At 75.3% G+C, this 16,662-nt stretch carries 20 protein-coding genes; 5 read left to right on the forward strand and 15 right to left on the reverse strand.

Going from position 1 to position 16,662, the window contains the following annotated elements; all coding sequences use genetic code 11:
- Nucleotides 1-52 precede the first annotated feature (52 nt).
- The gene (locus tag ACI79Y_RS09070; protein ID WP_457158158.1) at nt 53-757 is read right to left on the reverse strand and encodes a CBS domain-containing protein; all 705 of its coding nucleotides are present in this window, start codon (nt 755-757) and stop codon (nt 53-55) included.
- A 168-nt stretch (nt 758-925) separates the two neighbouring features.
- On the opposite strand from ACI79Y_RS09070, the gene ACI79Y_RS09075 reads away from it, so the two are divergent.
- The gene (locus tag ACI79Y_RS09075; RefSeq protein WP_457158159.1) at nt 926-1,210 is read left to right on the forward strand and encodes a hypothetical protein; all 285 of its coding nucleotides are present in this window, start codon (nt 926-928) and stop codon (nt 1,208-1,210) included.
- 18 nt (nt 1,211-1,228) lie between these two features.
- Here the strand turns inward: ACI79Y_RS09075 and ACI79Y_RS09080 are convergent, their stop codons facing one another.
- On the reverse strand, nt 1,229-2,230 hold the full coding sequence (locus ACI79Y_RS09080) for a PfkB family carbohydrate kinase (protein WP_457158160.1): 1,002 nt from the start codon (nt 2,228-2,230) through the stop codon (nt 1,229-1,231).
- A 28-nt stretch (nt 2,231-2,258) separates the two neighbouring features.
- Nucleotides 2,259-2,666, reverse strand: coding sequence for a four-helix bundle copper-binding protein (locus tag ACI79Y_RS09085; RefSeq protein WP_457158161.1), 408 nt, complete (start codon nt 2,664-2,666; stop codon nt 2,259-2,261).
- A gap of 167 nt (nt 2,667-2,833) precedes the next feature.
- Between ACI79Y_RS09085 and ACI79Y_RS09090 the strand changes: the two genes are divergently transcribed.
- On the forward strand, nt 2,834-3,109 hold the full coding sequence (locus tag ACI79Y_RS09090) for a hypothetical protein (RefSeq protein WP_457158162.1): 276 nt from the start codon (nt 2,834-2,836) through the stop codon (nt 3,107-3,109).
- On the opposite strand, the gene ACI79Y_RS09095 is transcribed toward ACI79Y_RS09090, so the two are convergent.
- The 3 genes from ACI79Y_RS09095 to ACI79Y_RS09105 are packed head-to-tail and all read right to left on the reverse strand — an operon-like array spanning nt 3,090 to nt 5,876.
- The gene (locus ACI79Y_RS09095) at nt 3,090-3,689 is read right to left on the reverse strand and encodes a GerMN domain-containing protein (RefSeq protein WP_457158163.1); all 600 of its coding nucleotides are present in this window, start codon (nt 3,687-3,689) and stop codon (nt 3,090-3,092) included. The two genes, ACI79Y_RS09090 and ACI79Y_RS09095, sit on opposite strands and share 20 nt — an antisense overlap.
- Nucleotides 3,690-3,736: 47 nt before the next feature.
- Nucleotides 3,737-5,134: a HAMP domain-containing sensor histidine kinase gene (locus ACI79Y_RS09100; RefSeq protein ID WP_457158164.1), complete on the reverse strand. Its 1,398-nt coding sequence runs from the start codon at nt 5,132-5,134 to the stop codon at nt 3,737-3,739.
- Nucleotides 5,135-5,147: 13 nt separating this feature from the next.
- Nucleotides 5,148-5,876 carry a response regulator gene (locus tag ACI79Y_RS09105; protein WP_457158165.1) on the reverse strand — a complete coding sequence of 243 codons (729 nt, stop codon included), beginning with the start codon at nt 5,874-5,876 and terminating at the stop codon, nt 5,148-5,150.
- 140 nt (nt 5,877-6,016) lie between these two features.
- Between ACI79Y_RS09105 and ACI79Y_RS09110 the strand changes: the two genes are divergently transcribed.
- Genes ACI79Y_RS09110 through ACI79Y_RS09120 form a run of 3 tightly spaced genes read left to right on the forward strand, consistent with a single transcriptional unit; the run spans nt 6,017 to nt 6,791 of the window.
- Nucleotides 6,017-6,373: an STAS domain-containing protein gene (locus ACI79Y_RS09110; RefSeq protein WP_457158166.1), complete on the forward strand. Its 357-nt coding sequence runs from the start codon at nt 6,017-6,019 to the stop codon at nt 6,371-6,373.
- Entirely contained in the window at nt 6,370-6,660 is a 291-nt protein-coding gene (locus ACI79Y_RS09115) for an STAS domain-containing protein (protein ID WP_457158167.1), read from the forward strand. The genes ACI79Y_RS09110 and ACI79Y_RS09115 overlap by 4 nt, the downstream gene beginning before the upstream one ends.
- Complete coding sequence (locus tag ACI79Y_RS09120) at nt 6,657-6,791, forward strand: hypothetical protein (protein WP_457158168.1); 135 nt, start codon at nt 6,657-6,659, stop codon at nt 6,789-6,791. The genes ACI79Y_RS09115 and ACI79Y_RS09120 overlap by 4 nt, the downstream gene beginning before the upstream one ends.
- Here the strand turns inward: ACI79Y_RS09120 and ACI79Y_RS09125 are convergent.
- From ACI79Y_RS09125 to ACI79Y_RS09165, 9 genes are all read right to left on the reverse strand, one after another.
- On the reverse strand, nt 6,767-8,449 hold the full coding sequence (locus ACI79Y_RS09125; protein ID WP_457158169.1) for an MDR family MFS transporter: 1,683 nt from the start codon (nt 8,447-8,449) through the stop codon (nt 6,767-6,769). The genes ACI79Y_RS09120 and ACI79Y_RS09125 overlap by 25 nt on opposite strands.
- 17 nt (nt 8,450-8,466) lie before the next feature.
- Nucleotides 8,467-9,081 (reverse strand): TetR family transcriptional regulator, encoded by a 615-nt coding sequence (locus ACI79Y_RS09130; RefSeq protein WP_457158170.1) that lies wholly within the window; start codon nt 9,079-9,081, stop codon nt 8,467-8,469.
- 68 nt (nt 9,082-9,149) lie between these two features.
- On the reverse strand, nt 9,150-10,652 hold the full coding sequence (locus ACI79Y_RS09135) for an NADH-quinone oxidoreductase subunit N (protein ID WP_457158171.1): 1,503 nt from the start codon (nt 10,650-10,652) through the stop codon (nt 9,150-9,152).
- A gap of 13 nt (nt 10,653-10,665) precedes the next feature.
- Nucleotides 10,666-12,153: a complex I subunit 4 family protein gene (locus ACI79Y_RS09140; RefSeq protein ID WP_457158172.1), complete on the reverse strand. Its 1,488-nt coding sequence runs from the start codon at nt 12,151-12,153 to the stop codon at nt 10,666-10,668.
- 7 nt (nt 12,154-12,160) lie between these two features.
- A complete protein-coding gene (locus ACI79Y_RS09145) occupies nt 12,161-14,101 on the reverse strand; it encodes a proton-conducting transporter transmembrane domain-containing protein (RefSeq protein WP_457158173.1) in 1,941 nt (646 codons plus the stop codon).
- Nucleotides 14,098-14,400, reverse strand: a complete 303-nt coding sequence (locus ACI79Y_RS09150; RefSeq protein ID WP_457078982.1) for an NADH-quinone oxidoreductase subunit NuoK — start codon at nt 14,398-14,400, stop codon at nt 14,098-14,100. The genes ACI79Y_RS09145 and ACI79Y_RS09150 overlap by 4 nt, the downstream gene beginning before the upstream one ends.
- The gene (locus tag ACI79Y_RS09155; protein WP_457158174.1) at nt 14,397-14,948 is read right to left on the reverse strand and encodes an NADH-quinone oxidoreductase subunit J; all 552 of its coding nucleotides are present in this window, start codon (nt 14,946-14,948) and stop codon (nt 14,397-14,399) included. Before ACI79Y_RS09155 ends, ACI79Y_RS09150 begins: the two co-directional genes overlap by 4 nt.
- A 4-nt stretch (nt 14,949-14,952) precedes the next feature.
- Nucleotides 14,953-15,885 (reverse strand): NADH-quinone oxidoreductase subunit H, encoded by a 933-nt coding sequence (locus tag ACI79Y_RS09160; protein ID WP_457158175.1) that lies wholly within the window; start codon nt 15,883-15,885, stop codon nt 14,953-14,955.
- Nucleotides 15,882-16,662, reverse strand: a 781-nt coding sequence (locus ACI79Y_RS09165; protein WP_457158176.1) for a hypothetical protein, incomplete at its 5' end; no start/stop codon positions are given. The genes ACI79Y_RS09160 and ACI79Y_RS09165, both read right to left, overlap by 4 nt.

Consider the following 16,662-nt stretch of genomic DNA (forward strand, 5'->3'; position numbering starts at 1 on the left):
GGTGGTGGAGGAGACGCGCCACCTCGGGGCGAAGGTCCCCGATCGGGATGCCCTAGCGCCCTCCGGGGCGGGACGGGGCCGACCGGGCGCCGGAGTCCCGGCCGGGGCCCGCGTCGGCGGGGGCGTCGTCCAGGTCGACGACGACGGCGATGACCCCCGGGACCGTCCGGGCCAGGGTGGACAGCGCCCGGTCCAGCACCTCGGGACCACCCGTCCCGTCGCCGGTCGCCGGACGGCGCCGCCCGGGTCGGCGCACGGTGACGACCCCGTCGGCGGCCGCCACCGACCAGCCGTCGCCCTCCCCGGTGTAGGCCTCGACCAGCCGCTGCACGTCGCCGGCGATCTCGTCGTCGGACCGCACCAGCGTGCGCAGCAGGTCGCGTCGGCTGAGGATGCCGACCAGCCGCTCGCCGTCCACGACCGGGGCGCTGCGCAGCCGGCGGTCGACGAAGAGCCGGGCCACGTCGGCGACGTCCGCCGTGGCCGGCACGCTCACCACCGGGGAGGTCATGACCCCCTGGACCAGCAGCGGCGGCGGGGCGTGCTCCGGTTCGCGGACCATGTGCAGCCGCGGGTCCTGCGGCAGGCGGCTGCGCAGCACGTCGGCCTCGGCCACGATGCCGACGACGGCGCCCCCCTCGTCCACGACCGGGAGCGCCGCGTACCCGTGCCGGGCCATGATCTCCGCGGCCTGCTTCGCCGACGCCTCCGGCGTCACGGTGACCACGTCCCGGGTCATCAGGTCCCTGGCCTGCACGGCGGCTCCCTCCCTCGCGGAGCTCCCATGCTCGTGCAGGGCGGTGGTCCCCGCCAGGGCCGGATGGCTGCGCTCGGGGGACCACGGCGGGTGTCCAGCAGGCACGATCGGCTGCACCAACCCGCCGGGCGGCCGCGCCCGCGGCGAGCGAAGCGAGAGGAGCCAGAGATGGACCACCAGGAGGAGCGGTGCTGCGCGCAGCAGGTGGGGGACGTGGTGGTCGGGGACGTCGCCGTCCGCCGGGTGGCGTCCGGGGCCACGGCGACCGGTGGGCTCGCGGTGGGGAGCTGGGCGGTGGGCGCGCTCGCCGTCGGCTCGTTCGCCGCCGGTGGCCTGGCGGTGGGGGCGCTGGCGATCGGGCTGCTGCGGATCGGCCGGTTGAGCGTCCGCCGGGCGGAGTTCGGCGAGCTGCGGGTCGGCAGCCTCCAGGTGGGGGGCCGGACGATCGCGTGACCGGCCGGTGCCGCCCGGTCAGCGGCGGGCGGCCTCGAGCTCGGCGAGCGTCGGCGGGTCGGCGCCCGGCCGGGTGCAGGCGAGCGCGGCGACCAGTGCCGCGTCGTCCAGCAGCGCGACGAGGTCGGGCTCGGGGAGGTCGAGCAGCGCCGCCCGGTCGAGCACGCCGGTGCGCACCAGGCCGGCGAACAACCCGGCGGCGAGGCTGTCCCCGGCGCCCACGGTGTCGGCCACCGGCACGCGCGGCACCTCCCGGCGCAGCAGCGGGCCGCCGGGCCGGGCGGCCCGCAGCGGCCGCCCGCCGTCGGTGACCAGCACCAGCGCCGGCCCTTCGGCCGCCCAGCGGGTGGTGGCCTCGTCCAGGTCGGCGCCGGGCTCCAGCCACGCCAGGTCCTCGGCGCTGACCTTGACCACGTCCGCCGTCCGCCGCAGGCCGGTGACCCGCGCGCGGACGGCGTCCGCGTCGTCGGTCAGGGTGGGCCGGACGTTGGGGTCGAAGCTGACCAGCGCCCTCCCGTCGGCCCGCACCCGGGCGACCAGCCCGGCGATGGCGTCGGACCCGGGCGGCGTCCAGCTGGAGATCGACCCCACGTGCACGATCCGGGTGCCGGCCGGCCAGACCCGGGCCAGCTCCTCGGCGGTCCACTGCCAGTCGGCCGCGCCCCGGGTGTGGAACGAGTAGCTGCCCGACCCGTCCTCGGCCAGCGCGACCACCGCCAGGCTGACCGGCTCCTCGGCGGGGAGCATCGCGTCGGTGGCCACTCCGTTGCGCGCGGCGTGGTCGCGCAGCAGCTCCCCGAAGGGCCCGGCGCCCACCCGCGCCATCAGGTGGGTCGGAGCGCCGAGCCGGGCGGCGGCCACCGCGACGTTCAGCGCGTTGCCGCCGGGGAAGGCGGTGTACCGCGGCGGAGGAGGAGCGGAGGGCCGGGTGCCCGGTGCGGCGGTGTCCCCGACCCCGGCCGGCGCGGACGGAGCGGCCGGGATCAGGTCCACGACCAGCTCCCCGCAGACGGTGATCACCGCCACACCGTAGCTCCGTGCGGAGGAGTCAGCCGAGCGAGGCGATCAGGTCGCGGCAGGCCTGCTCGCAGCGGCGGCAGGACTCGGCGCAGACCCGGCAGTGCTCGTGCATCTCGGCGTGCCGCGCGCACTCGTCGCCGCAGGCCCGGCAGGCGGCGGCGCAGGCCTCCAGCACGGCGCGGGTCAGGTTGGCGTCGTAGCCGGTGTGCCGGGAGAGCACCCGGCCGGTCGTCTCGCAGACGTCGGCGCAGTCGGCGTTCGTGCGGATGCAGGTGGTCAGCTCGGCGACCATGTCCTCGCTGAGACAGGCGTCGGCGCAGGCGGTGCAGGCCTGGGCGCACTCGACACAGGCCTCGATGCAGGCGAGCAGCTTCTCCCGGTCGATCCCGCCGAGGTCCTTCGGGTAGGTGTCCAGCATCTGCGCGGCGACGGTCATGCGGTCCTCCTGGTGTCCGGAGCGGTACGGCCGGCGGACGCCGGCCGCGGGGATCCCGGCTGCGCTACCCCGTCCGGCCGGGGATCCACCTTTGCGATCGGGTGACGGATCGCCACATGCGCGACGTGGGGCTTCCCGGACGCCGCCCCACCGCTCAGGGTGGACGCATGGTCTCCGTCTGGGTACAGAGCGTGCACAACCTGCACTGCCCCCGATGCGACAGCCGGCTCGTCGAGCAGGCCGGGCGCTTCGCCGTCGCCGAACGGCCGTCGCCGGTCTACGTCGGCGAGGTGGGCACCCTGCAGTGCCCGGAGGGGCACGTCCTCCCGCCGCGCGACGTCCTCTACGCGCACCGCGAGCAGCGCGGCCTGCCGCGTGCCGCCCCGGTGTCCGAGGTCGACGCGCCCTCGGCGGAGCGTCCGCTCATGATGGTGGAGCGGTGAGCAGCGGGGCGTAGTCGTCCGCGGTCAGGGGCGCAGAGGTCAGCGCACCGGAGGGCAGCGGTGCTTCGACCGGGAGCCCGTTGCGGCTCAGCAGCACCGCGTCCACCTCGGCCAGGCTGGTCGCGGTCAGCACGATCTGCGCGACGGTGCGCCGGCTGTCCCGCCCCGACGGCGCATCGGCGTCGTCCTCGAACGCGATCGTCGCCGTCGACCCGGAGAGGTCGGCCAGCGACAGCTCGGTACCCGGCGGCAGCGCGGTGGACAGCTGGTCGTCGCGCTCCGCCCGGGTCGGCCCCTCGGTGAGGTCGCCGAGCAGGTCGGCCAGCCGGTCGGCGGTCCCGCCGTCGGGGACCTCGCGCGGCCGGGGGACCAGCACGTCCGACGGGGCCACGAGGTAGACCTGCGGCTGCTCGACGCCGGGCTGCGCCGGCACGGCCGACGACGGCGGCGTGCTGGGGGACGCGAGGGCCGAGGGCACCTGGGAGCTCGGGATCGCCTCCGGCGGCCCGCCGGTCGGCACCCCGCAGGAGGTCAGCGCGAGGGGCACCGCGATGGCGACGGCGGTGAGCGGTGCCGGCACCCTCCGGCGCGGCGCCCTCCTGTCCTGCGCCCTCCTGTCCTGCGCCCTCACGACGACGCCGCCGGCAGCGCGATGCTGAACCGGGCCCCACCGGCGGGGCTGGGTGCGCACCAGGCGGCGCCCCCCAGGTAGGTGGCGGTCTCGGCGACGATCGCCAGCCCCAGCCCGGCTCCGGGCAGGGACCCGCGGGCGGCGCGGGGGCCGCGGGCGAAGCGCTCGAAGACCCGTTCCCGGTCCTCGGCGGCCACGCCCGGCCCGGCGTCGTCGACGTGCAGCACGACGGAGGCCCCGAGGCGCTGCACCTGCACCGCGCTGATCCCGCCCGCGTGCCGCTCGGCGTTCTCCACCAGGTTCCGCACGGCCCGCTCCAGCGGGAGCTTGCGGGCCAGCACCGTCGTGCTCAGGTCGTCGTCGGCGGTCGTGAGCAGGTCGACCGGATGGCCGGTGCGCTCGAGCACCTCGCGCACCAGCGCCGTGACGCTGACCACGGGCGGGGCCGCCCCGGACGACGCGTCGCCGGGGGTGTCCCGCGCGTTGTCCAGCTTGGCCAGCTCGAGCAGGTCGTCGAGCGTGCGGCGGAACCGGTCCAGCTCCGACTGCACCAGCGCCAACGCCTCCCGTCCGCGCGGGGTGAGGTCGTCGCGCCGGCCGGCCAGCACCTCCACGGTGGTCACCAGGCTGGTCAGCGGGCTGCGCAGCTCGTGGCTGACGTCGCCGACGAAGCGGGCGTCCCGGTCGATCCGGGCGGAGAGCGCGTCGACCATGCTGTTGAAGCTCCCCACGATCGCGACCAGGTCGGGGTCGTCGGTGGGCGGCAGCCGGGTGGTCAGGTCGCCCCCGGCGATCGCGGTGGCCGCGCCGGCCACCTGCTCCAGCGGCTGCACCGCCCGGCGGCTGGCCCAGCTGCCGAACGCCGCGCCGGCAAGGGTGGCGGCCCCCGCGCCGGCGGCCAGCACCGCCCCGAGGGTGCGCAGCGAGAGCTCCAGCTCGGTGAGGGTGGACACCTCGTAGAACTCCACGTCGGTGCCGGGCAGCGCGGCGCCCACGATGAGCCGCGGGCCGACCTGCGAGCGGGTGCGGGCGGTGGCCGGTTCACCGTCGGCCACCTGCTCCTGCAGCGCCGCCGGGACGTCGCGCGCGCCGACCTCCAGGCTGGAGGAGTACCAGGCGCCGCCGCTGCGCACGACCACGTCGGCACCGCCGGAGGGCACCAGGTCGCCGAGCACGTCACCGACCTCCGTACCGGCGGTGGACAGCCGGCTGCGCAGCAGGCTGGCGTCGGTGAGGGCCTGCCGGACGGCGGAGCGCTCCCGCTGGTCGAGCAGGTAGTTGCGGGCCAGCACGAAGGTGGTGACCACCAGGACGGCGGAGACCAGCAACGTGCCCGCGGCGAACCCCAGCACGATCCGGGCGCGCAGGCCCCGCGGGCGCTGCGCCCACCTCACTGCACGTCCAGACTCACTGCACGTCCAGCCGGTACCCCAGCCCGCGCACGGTGACGACGACCTGGGGGTTCCCCGGGTCCAGCTCGATCTTGGTGCGCAGCCGCCGTACGTGGACGTCGACGATCCGCTCGTCGCCGAAGAAGCCGTGCTCCCAGACCCGGCTGAGCAGGTCCTGGCGGCTGAGCACCCGGCCCGGCACCGCCGCCAGCTCGCAGAGCAGCCGGAACTCGGTCAGGGTGAGGGCCAGTTGCTCCTCGCCCCGGTGCACCGTGCCGCGCTCCTGGCGCAGCACCAGCGGCGCCGCCGCGTAGGAGTCCAGCACCACCTCGGCAGTGGTGGCCTCCGCCGCGCCCGGCCGGGGTGCAGCGCTGGACACCCGGCGGCGCAGGGCGCGCAGCCGGGCGGTGACCTCCTTGAGCTGGAAGGGCTTGGTCACGTAGTCGTCGGCGCCGGCCTCCAGCGCGGCCACGATGTCGTGGGTGTCGGCGCGGGCGCTGACCACGATGATCGGCAGGTCGTGCTCCCGCCGGACCTCGCGGATCACCGCGAAGCCGTCCATCGCCCCGAGCATGAGGTCGACGAGCATGAGGTCGGGGACGGCGACGGCGACACGGCGGACCGCGTCCTCGCCGTCGACGGCCTCCTCGACCAGGTAGCCCTCGTCCTCCAGGGCCCAGCGGAGCGCGGTGCGGATGTGGTCGTCGTCCTCGACGACGAGGAGACGCGGCGGCACGCGGGACATGCTGCCACGCGCCCGGCGGGCAGCGCCCCCGCAGTGGGGTCGTCATCGGATCGCAAACGAACGGATGGGGCGATCGTCACCCTCCGCAGGCAGGCTGAGCTCTGACCGCACCGAGCCCGCGGCGGCCCGAGGAGGACCGGATGACCACCAGCACCGCAGCCCGGCAGACGTCCGCCCGACCGGACGAGCGCGCCGGAGACGAGCGGTTGGTCCACCTCTGCGAGAAGGACGTCTGCGACGGGCTGGCCGATGTGCGCTGGCTGCTGCACCAGGCGCTCCTCGGCGGTGCGCGGCGGATCGTCGTCGACCTCACCGAGGTGCCGCACCTGGCCAGCCCGGCGCTGGCCAGCTTCCTGTGGGCGCACCGCATCTGCCGGGCCCGCGGAGGTGCCGTGGTGCTGCGCGGCGCCGACCGGCGCACCCAGGACGTCCTGCGCCGCACCGGACTGCAGCACGTGCTGCACGTCGAGCCGCGCCGCTCCCGGGTCGCCGCGTGATCCGGCCGGTGCACGAGCCGGAGACCGCCTACCTGCAGTTCGTCGACGCCCAGGCCGGGGCGATCCGGGCCGGCGGCCGGCTCAGCGTGCAGGGCGCCGACCTCATGCGCGGCGCCGTGCTGGTGCTCCAGGGTCGCGGTCACCGGCGGGTGACCCTGGATCTGGAGGGGGTGCAGGACGTCGACGACGACGGCCTGCACGCCCTCCGCTCGCTGCAGGACGCGATGTCGGCCACCGGCCGGGAGCTGGTGCTGCTGCACCCGCCCGCCGGGGTGGGCGCGCGGTGAGCGCCCGGCGGAGCTGCCCCGGCTGCGGGGCGCACGACCCCGAGGAGGTGCCGGACGCCGGCGACGACCCGGGTTGGTGGTCGCGGCTGCGCTGCCGCGACTGCCGCTACGAGTGGGCCGCCGGCGCCTGACCGCCCGGGTCGGGCGCCGACTCGGCGACCACCACGTCTGGGGCGCGGCCGTCCGCGGTAGGTGCCGGCGCGGGCAGATCCGCCTCGTCGGTGACCGCCTCACCGCGGGCCACCATCCCGGCCACGTCCGAGAGCGGGATCTCCTTGATCAGCAGCGCCAGCACCAAGGCGATGCCGAACGCGGGGAGCAGGTAGCCGAACACCGGCGCCAGCGAGTCCGCGTAGGCGGCGACGATCGCCTCGCGCAGCGGCTCACCGGCGGCCTGCACCGCGGAGGGCACGAGCGTGTCGGGGGAGACGATCCCGGCCGCCGCGGCCTCCTGGGCGTTCGCGGCCAGGGCGCCACCGAGGTTCTCGGCCAGCCGGCTGGTGAAGATCGTGCCGAACACCGCCACGCCGAGGGTGGCGCCGACCTCGCGGAAGTAGTTGTTGGTCGCCGTCGCCGAGCCGATGTCGCGGGCCGAGACCGCGTTCTGCGCGACCAGCACCACGATCTGCATGATCAGGCCCAGGCCGAGCCCCATGACGAACAGCTGCATGCCGACCACCCACACCGGCGTCTGGCCACTGAGCGTGGTCATCCACGCCATCGCCGCGGCGACGGTCGCCACCCCGATCACCGGGAACACCTTGTAGCGGCCGGTGCGGGTGATCGCGATGCCCGAGCCGATGGCGGTGAGGAACAGGCCGCCCATCATCGGCAGCATCAGCAGGCCCGAGTTCGCCGCCGAGGTGCCCGAGGCCATCTGCAGGAAGGTCGGCACGAAGGCCACCGCGGAGAACATCCCCAGCCCGACGGCTCCGCCCAGGGCTGTGGCCACCACGAAGCTACGGCTGCGGAACAGTGACATCGGGATGATCGGCTGGGCGGCGCGCAGCTCGACCCGGACGAACGCGACGGCGGCGGCGACGAACAGCGCCATCAGCCCCAGCGTCCGCGGGTCGGTCCAGCCGTCGCTGCCACCGAGGTCGGTGAAGAAGATCAGCGACGCGGTGGCCGTCGACAGGGTGACCACGCCGAGCACGTCGACCGGCTCGGTGTTCCGCTTGCGCGGCAGAGCGAGGGCGAACCAGGCGACGACGAGCGCGGCCAGGCAGATCGGCACGTTGATCCAGAAGCACCACTGCCAGCCCAGGCTGGGGTGGTCGGTGAAGAACCCGCCGACCAGTGGCCCGGCCACCGCCGAGAGACCGAAGACAGCACCGAGTGGCCCCATGTACTTGCCGCGTTCCCGGGCCGGGACGATGTCGGCGATGATCGCCTGGGACAGGATCATCATGCCGCCGCCGCCGAGGCCCTGGACCCCGCGCCAGAAGACGAACGCGCCGAAGCTGGGGGAGAGCGCTGCGCCGACGCTGGCCACGGTGAACAGCCCGAGCGCGACCAGGAACAGCGTGCGCCGTCCGAACAGGTCGCCGAACTTGCCGTAGACCGGCATGACCAGGGTGCTCGCCAGCAGGTAGGCGGTGGTCACCCAGGCCATCTGGGAGACGCCGCCGAGGTCGCCCACGATCGTCGGCATCGCCGTGGAGATGATCGTCTGGTCCAGGCTGGAGACCAGCATGCCGGCGACGAGCGCGGAGAAGACGAGGTTGATCCGCCGTCGGGTCAGGACGATCGGCGGCGCGCCGGTGGGCGCGGGGGTCGCGGTGGACACGGGGCTCCTCGTGAGGGTCAGGGCGTGACGGGTGGACGGGGCGCGAGCGCGGCGACGTAGGCGGCCCGGGTCCGGTCGATGTGGTGGCGCAGGGGTGAGCCGTCCTCGGCGTCGATCCAGCTGCGACCGGCCAGGCGGAGCAGTGCCTGCGCGGTGGTGGCCAGCGCGGTGCATCCGAGGTCGGGCTCGGGCAGGCCGCGGCGGGCGGCCACCAGGGCGGCGATCTCCGCCTCGTGGGCGATCTCCCGGGCGATGTGGCCGGCCAGCAGCCGGGGCTCCTGCTGGGCGAGCTGCATCGCCTGCAGCAGGCTCTCCCGGCCCTGCTGCTCGATCAGCTCGGTCGGGTCGAGCAGCAGCAGCAGGTCGCTGAGCAGGTCACCGGTCGGGCCGCCGGCCAGGAAGGCGGCGCGTGCTTCCGGGCTGCCGGTGGACGGGTCGTCGCCGAGGAGGGCCGCCTCCTTGGACTCGAAGTAGTTGAAGAAGGTGCGCAGCGAGACGCCGGCGGCGGCGCAGACCTGCTCCACGGTGACGCCGTCGAGGCCGTGCTCGAGGGCGAGAGAGGTTGCGGCGGCCCGCAGCTGGCGGCGGGTGGCCGTCTTCTTCGCCTCGCGCAGCCCCGGGGTTTCTTGCACGTCATGCATTCTTGCACGGTGTGCAAGCAGTGGGGGTCGATGCCACCCGATCGGGGTGCCGGCGGCGCTCAGCCCAGCGTGCCGCTCCCGACGAGCGCGGTCACCACCCCGGCGCCGAGTCCGACGGCGAGCACCCCGACCGCACCGGCGGCCGCGGCGCCCCGAGCCCACGGGCGGTCGGGCGGTTCCTGCCCGCCGTCGTCCTGCTCGTCGTCCTGCCCGTCGTCCTGGTCGCCGGCGTCCTGGTCGTCGGCCCCGCCGTCGTCCTGGTCGTCGTCCTGGTCGTCGTCCCGGTCGTCGCCCCGGGACAGCGCGGGCACCAGCCACCGCAGGTAGTAGGCCAGGCTGAGCACGGTGTTCACCGCGGCGACCACCACCAGCCAGGTCAGGCCGCCGTCCCAGGTGGCGGTGAAGACGGTGAGCTTGCCGAGGAAGACCGCCGTGGGTGGCGTGCCGACCAGGCTGAGCAGGGCGATCACCAGCGCGGCGGCCTGCCCCGGGTGCCGGCGCGCCAGGCCCCGGGAGTCGGTGAGCGCCGTCGTCCGCGGGTCGCCGGCGAGCACCGCGAAGGCGGTGAGGTTGGTGACGGCGTAGCCGACGAGGTAGGTCAGCAGTGCGGGCACCGCCGCGTCGGTGGCGCCGACCACGGCCACCGGCATGAGCAGGTAGCCGACCTGGCTCACCGTCGACCAGCCCAGCAACCGGCGGGCGTCGGTCTGCCCGAGGGCGGCCAGGTTGCCCAGCGTCATGGTCACCGCGGCGAGCACCCCGACCAGCAGCGGCCACGGCAGCGGGCCGGGCAGCACGTCCACCAGCCGCACCATCGCGATCAGTGCCCCGACCTTCGGCACGGTGGTGAGGAAGGCCGCCGCGGCGGTGCCGGCGCCCTGGGTCGCATCGGGCACCCAGAAGTGCAGCGGCACCCCGCCGGCCTTGAACAGCAGGCCGCCGAGCACACCGATCGCCCCGACGGCGACCGCGGCCACCGGCGCACCGGCCAGCCCGCCGGCCAGGCCCGCGTAGCTGGTGCTGCCGGCCACACCGAAGAGCACGGTGCTGCCCAGCAGCAGGAGGATGCCCGACAGGGCACCCAGCAGGTAGGTCTTCAGCGCCGCCTCGGCGGCCCGGGCGCTGCGGCCCAGCCCGACCAGCGCGTACAGCGGGATGCTCGCCAGCAGGAAGCCGACCGCCAGCACCAGCAGGTCGTCGGTGGCCGCCAGGACCACCGCGCCGAGCGACCCGAGCAGCAGCAGCGTGTAGGTCTCGCTCTCCCGTGCCTGCCCGGCGAGCTCGTCCACCCCCAGGCCGATCACCAGCAGGGTCGAGGCGACGACCACCAGGCGGGCGATGCCGGTGGGGGTGTCGAGGACGAAGGCGCCGAACACCGTCCGCGCCGGGTCGCCCAGGGCCAGGGCCGCGGTCACCCCGGCGGCCAGGAGTGCGGCGACCGCCACCAGCCGGGCCACCCACTGCTGCTGCTGAGGCAGGAACGAGCCCGCCAGCAGGGTGACGACGGCGCCGGCGAGCAGGCAGATCTCCGGCAGCAGGGCCAGGGGGTCCTGGGCGATCACCGCGGCGCCCCCGTCACCGGCTCACCAGGTCCACGACGAGGGACGCGGCCGGGGCGATGACGTCCAGCAGCGGCCAGGGGGCGACGCCGATGGCCAGGGACAGGGCGAGCAGCCCGACGACCGGGGCCACCTGCACCGCCCGCACGTCGGCGAACCCGACCGAGCGCCCACGGGTCTCCCCGGTGAAGACCCGCTGCAGCGCGCGCAGGAAGAGCGCGGCGGTGAGCAGGATGCCCGGCAGCGCGACTGCCGCCCACGCCGTCGCCCCGATGCTGCCGGCGAAGATCTGGAACTCCGCGACGAACCCGCTGAAGGCCGGGATGCCCAGCGAGCCGAACGCGGCGACGGCGAACAGCCCGGCGAGGACCGGCGCGCTGCGGGCCAGTCCGCCGTACTCGCCCATCGCGTAGGTGCCCGTGCGGTCGTGCAGCACGCCGGCGAGCAGGAACAGTGCACCGGTGAGCAGGCCGTGGCTGACCATCTGGGTCACCGCGCCGGTGACCGCGAGCTCCCGTGCGGCCGTTCCGCTGCCGACCAGCCCGGCCGCGCCGACGGCCACCAGCACGTAGCCCATGTGGTTGATCGAGGTGTAGGCGATCATCCGCTTGAGGTCGGTCTGGGCCAGCGCGACCAGCGCGCCGTAGAGCACCGAGACGATGCCGACGGCGAGCACCACCCAGGCCGCGCCCTGCCAGGCGTCGGGCATCGCCGGCATCGCGATCCGGACGAACCCGTAGGTGCCCATCTTCAGCAGCACCGCGGCGAGCACCGCCGACCCGATGGCCGAGGCATCGGTGTGCGCCGGCGGGAGCCAGGTGTGGAAGGGCACGGTGGGCGTCTTGATCGCCAGCCCGACCAGCAGCGCGGCCAGCACGAACCCGCCCGCGACCGGGGAGTCGGCCAGCGGTGCGGCGGCGACCAGCTCGGGGATGTCGAAGGTGTGCGGGTCGGCGGCCAGGTACAGCCCGATGAAGCCCAGCAGCAGCGCCAGGCTGCCCAGGAAGGTGTAGAGGAAGAACTGCAGCGCCGAGCGGCCGGCCTGCCGGCCGTGCCCCCAGCCGGCGATCGCGGCGTACATCCCGACGATCGACAGGTCGAAGAAGAGGAAGAACAGGATGAGGTCCTGGGCCACGAACAGCCCCAGGCAGGTCGTCTGCAGGGCGAGGAACAGCGCGGCGAGCTTCCGCGGCCGCCGCTGCTCGCGCAGCGAGTAGACCGCGCACGCGCAGAAGACGACGGCGGTGAGCGCCAGCAGCGGCAGGGACAGCCCGTCGACGCCGACGTGGTAGCTGCTGTTCACCGAGGGGATCCACCGCGCCCGCTCCTCGTAGGCGAGGCCGCCGTCGGCCGGCGTCTCGTAGCCCACGCACACGGCGATCACCAGGGCGAGGTCGGCGGCGGTCACCCCCACCCAGGTCCAGCGGGCGGCGCGGTCGGACACCCGCACGAGGGCGAGCGCCGCCGCAGCGACCAGCGGCAGGAACACGATCACGGTGAGCACGGGGGGACTACCTTCCGACCAGCAGGAGGGCCAGCGCGGCGGCGAGCACCACGGTGGCGAGGACGTAGTACTGGTGCAGCTGACCGGTCTGCGAGCGGCGCGCGACCGCCCCCAGCCGCCGGGTGCCGGCAGCCAGGGCGTGCACCAGCCGGTCGGGGCCGGCCAGGTCGGCGCGCAGCGCGGCACCGGCCAGCCGCACGGTCGACCGGCCGGCCCCGGCCGTGGCGGGGGCGAGCGCGCCGTCGTCGAACCGGCCCAGCGCGCCGGCGGTGCGCGACGTCGACCTGCCGGTGCCGGTGACGGCCCGGGCGAGCACCCGGTCGTCGAAGCGGGCGCAGGCCTCGGCCGCGCGCAGGACCGGCCGCACGACGAGCAGCTCGGTGGCCCGGGGCAGCGCCAGCCACCCCGCCAGCCAGCCGACCTGCTCCGCATGCCGCCAAGATGGCCATCCTGGCGAGGAGAGCAGCACGACGGCGACGGCGAGGGCGGCGGAGAGGGCCATCTCCCAGATCGCCGGGCCGGGGGCGTCGGTGTCGCCGAGGGCGCGGCGCAGCGCCTCGCCGACCGGCGGCAGGGCGAGCAGCCCCAGCACTGCGGCGCCCGCGGCGAGCACCACCAGTGGCGCCTGCTGCAGCCCGCCCACCCGGCGGGTGCCCTGCTCCTCGGTGTCGTAGGCGGCGTCGGCCGGCACCGGCCGCCAGACCAGCCACAGCACCTTGCCGGCGTAGCCGGCCGAGAGGGCGGCGGCCGCCAGGCCGACCAGGTACAGGGCCAGGGACTCCTCCCGCGCACCGGCGAGCACCGCGTCCTTGGTGGCCCATAGCGACAGCGGGACGACGCCGGCCAGCGCCAGCGCCCCGATGGACGCGGCGACGCCGGCCAGGCGCCAGCACCGGGCGGCGCCGTGCAGCGCGGCCAGCTGCTTGGTGCCCAGTGCGCTCAGCCACGCTCCGGCCACCAGGAACAGCAGCGCCTTGGTGGCGGCGTGCGCGACCAGGTGCGCGGTGCCACCGGCGACCGAACCCACGCCCGCGCCCAGGACGACGAAGCCGAGCTGGGCCGCGGTGGAGGCGGCGAGCAGCTGCTTGAGGTCGCGCTGGGCGACGGCCACCGCGCCGAGCAGCAGCGCGGTCAGCGCGCCGATCCAGGCCGCGGTCGGGCCGGCCCATCCGGTCGCCGCCAGCAGCGGCTCCATCCGCAGCAGCAGGTAGCCGCCCATCGCGACCATCGCGGCGGAGTGCAGCAGCGCACTCACCGGGCTGGGCCCCTCCATCGCCGCGGACAGCCATGCGGTGAACGGCAGCTGCGCGGCCTTGCCCAGCGCCGCGACCAGCACACCGGCGGCGGCGACGTCCAGCCACGGCCCGTCGGCGGCGGCCAGTCGGTCCAGCCCCAGCCCGGCGCCGCCGGCCAGGGCGGCGCCCGCGGCGAGGTACAGCCCGAGGTCGGCGGTGCGGGTGGTGAGGAACGCGGTCAGCCCGGCTCCGACCCGGTGCTGTTCCCGCCAGCGGAAGCCGATCAGCGCGTAGGAGGTCGCGCCCATCGCCTCCCACGCGAACAGCAGCGTGGGGAACGTGCTCGCGGTGACCGTGAGGACGACCGCCGCGGTGAACAGCAGCATCAGGCCGGTGAACCGGGCGCGGGCGCCCTGGTAGGGGGCATCGACGTCCCCGGCGGAGAAGACCAGCACCAGCAGGACGACCGCGGCGACCGCGGGCAGCACGACGGCGGCCAGCGGGTCGACGGCCAGCCCGAAGGCGGCACCCGGCAGGAACGGCGCCTCGGCCGCCGGCCCGGCCAGGGCCACGGCGACCGCCAGCGCCAGCACGACCGCCGCCGTCGCCACGCCGGCCGGCAGCGCCGTCCGGTCGGCCCGCCGGCCGAGCACGCACAGCAGCGCCCCGACGGCGGCGGGCAGTGCGGCCGCCGTCCACAGCACGCCGGTCACTGGGCGAGGTCCGTGGCCATGTCGGTCATGTCCGACTGCTTCGCCCGGTGCAGCAACGTGGCGACGGCGAAGCCCATCGCCATCTCCACCGTCATCGCGGAGATGACCACGAGCAGCAGCACCTGGCCGTCGGGGGAGGGGGACAGGAACCACCAGAAGGCGGCCGCGGCCAGGATGACGCCGTTCAGCATCAGCTCTAGCCCCATCATCACCATGACCACGACCTGCTGGGAGATCGCGCCGTAGAGCCCCACGCTGAACAGCGCGGCGGCCACCACCAGGACGGTCTGCAGGGTCATCGTCGATGCCTCCGGCGCAGGTCCGTGCCCCGGAGATCAGGACCCATCCGGTCGTAGCGGCTGCGCGGGAGCGCCAGCACCAGGGCGGCCACGATGGTGGCGAAGAGGACCGGTGAGACGGTCATCATCACCAGCATCTTGGAGTGCATGACGGCCTCGCCCAGCGAGGTCACCAGGTCGGCGGCCGGTGCCCCGCGGCGGGTGGGCCAGTCGACGAGCAGCGCACCGCCGGCCAGCACGACGAAGGTGCCGATCGAGACCGCCAGGGCCGGGCGCTTCCCGTGCACCATGCTCATCGGCATCAGCGCGGGGTTCATCCCCATGAACATGATCATGTAGATGGCCATGATCGCCATCTCCATCACCATCATCAGCACGGTGATCACGCCGAGGAACTGCAGGTCGAACAGCAGCAGGGCCAGGCCGACGGCGACGAACGACGCGGCCAGCGCGTAGGTGGCCCGGGCCATGGAGTCGACCCGGAACACGGCGACCCCGGCCGCCACCGCGATCACCGCGAGCACCCAGAAGACGATCCCGCTCAGCACTGCCTCACCCCCGGACCACCACGACGACGGACACGACCAGCAGCTGCAGCAGCGTCAGCGGCAGCACGACCAGCCAGGCGGGTGTGACCAGCCGCTCCGGTCGGAGCACCGGCAACCGGCGCCGCAGCGCGACCAGCACCGCGAGCAGCGCGGCGGTCTTGACCAGCGTCCACAGCCAGGCCGGCAGCAGCGGGCCCTGGCCCCCGCCGAGGAAGGCCGTGGCGCCGAACGCCGCGCCGGCGGTGAGCAACGCGTAGCGCCCGGCGGAGAGCAGCCAGCGGTCGACGGCGGAGGTCTCGGCGAGCACCCCGCCGGCGGTCGTGGACCCTCCGGCCGCGGCGAACGGGCCCCAGACGGAGAAGGCGAGCACCGCACCGCAGAAGACCAGGAAGGCGACCGGCATCCAGACGATGAACCACAGCCCCTCCTGCGCCGTGACGAGGTCGCCGAGCCGCAGGCTGCCCGCAGCCACCGCCGGGGTGGTCAGCGCGAACATCAGCGGCAGCTCGTAGGCCAGCGCCTGCGCCAGGAACCGGAAGCCGCCGACCAGCGCGTGTGCGCTGTTCGGCCCCCAGCCGGCCAGCCAGATCGCGGCCCACAGCAGCACGTCCATCGCGTTGAACCAGACGACGCCCACCGCGAGGTCGGCGACCGTCCAGCGCCCGAGCGGCACCACGACCACCATCAGCAGGGCCGCGGTGAGCAGCCCGGCGCCGCCGACCCGCCAGAGCAGGGCGTCGGCGGCCAGCGTGCTGCGGCGGCGCTGCCGGAACAGCCGCGCCGTCTCCGCGGCCGGGGTCAGGAGGCCGCCGGCCGGTGGTTGCCCGTCCGCCCGGGCGGCGAGGACGCCGTCCAGGCAGGCGGCCGCGGCCGCGACGGCCAGCAGCAACGCCGCCGCCAGTGGCACCCAGGCGGAGGAGACCTGGTCGATCGTCACGAGGCCACCTCCGCCGGAGCCGGACTGCGGTCGGCGGTGTCCAGGTCCGCGGTGTCCAGGTCCAGGCTGGCGACCACCAGCCGGGCAGACGCCAGGTCCAGCCCGGTGACCAGGTCGGCGACGTCGCCCAGGGTGGTCGGCCGCGCGGACGTCGTCCCGTCCAGCCAGTGCAGCAGCCGGTCGTGGGCGTCGCCCTCGGGCAGCTCGCCCAGCCCGCGCAGTGATGCGCGCAGGAGCCGGGACCGCCGGATCCGGCGGGTCAGCCGGTCAGCCTCCTGCTGGTCGAGCCCACCGTCGGGCCCACCGTCCAGCGCGGCGTCGCGCAGCCGGGCGGCGCGTACCGCGGCGTCGGTCCAGCCGGCGAGGGCGAGCAGCGTGGCGACGGCGTCCCAGCGGCCCGCGGGGGAGCGGTGCACGTCCTGCCCGAGCGGTGGTTCCCCGTCGGCCGGCAGCACCTCCGGGATCGCCGCGACCACCAGGTCGCCCTGCAGCGTGGTGTGCAGCAGCAACCCGGCCGGCCAGTGGGGGAGCACTGGGCCCAGCGGCAGGTGCAGCACGTCCAGGTCGAGACCGTCGGGATCGGTGAGCTGGTCGTCGCCGGCGCCGGCCAGCCCGATGCCGCCGGGCATCGGCATGTCCATGTCGCCGTGGTCCATGTCGCCGTGGTCCATGTCGCCGTGGTCCATGTCGCCGTGGTCCATGTCGCCGTGGTCCATGTCGCCGTGGTCCATGTCGCCGTGGTCCATGTCGCCGTGGTCCATGTCGCCGTGGTCCATG

The organism is Modestobacter sp. SYSU DS0875, assembly GCF_054050915.1.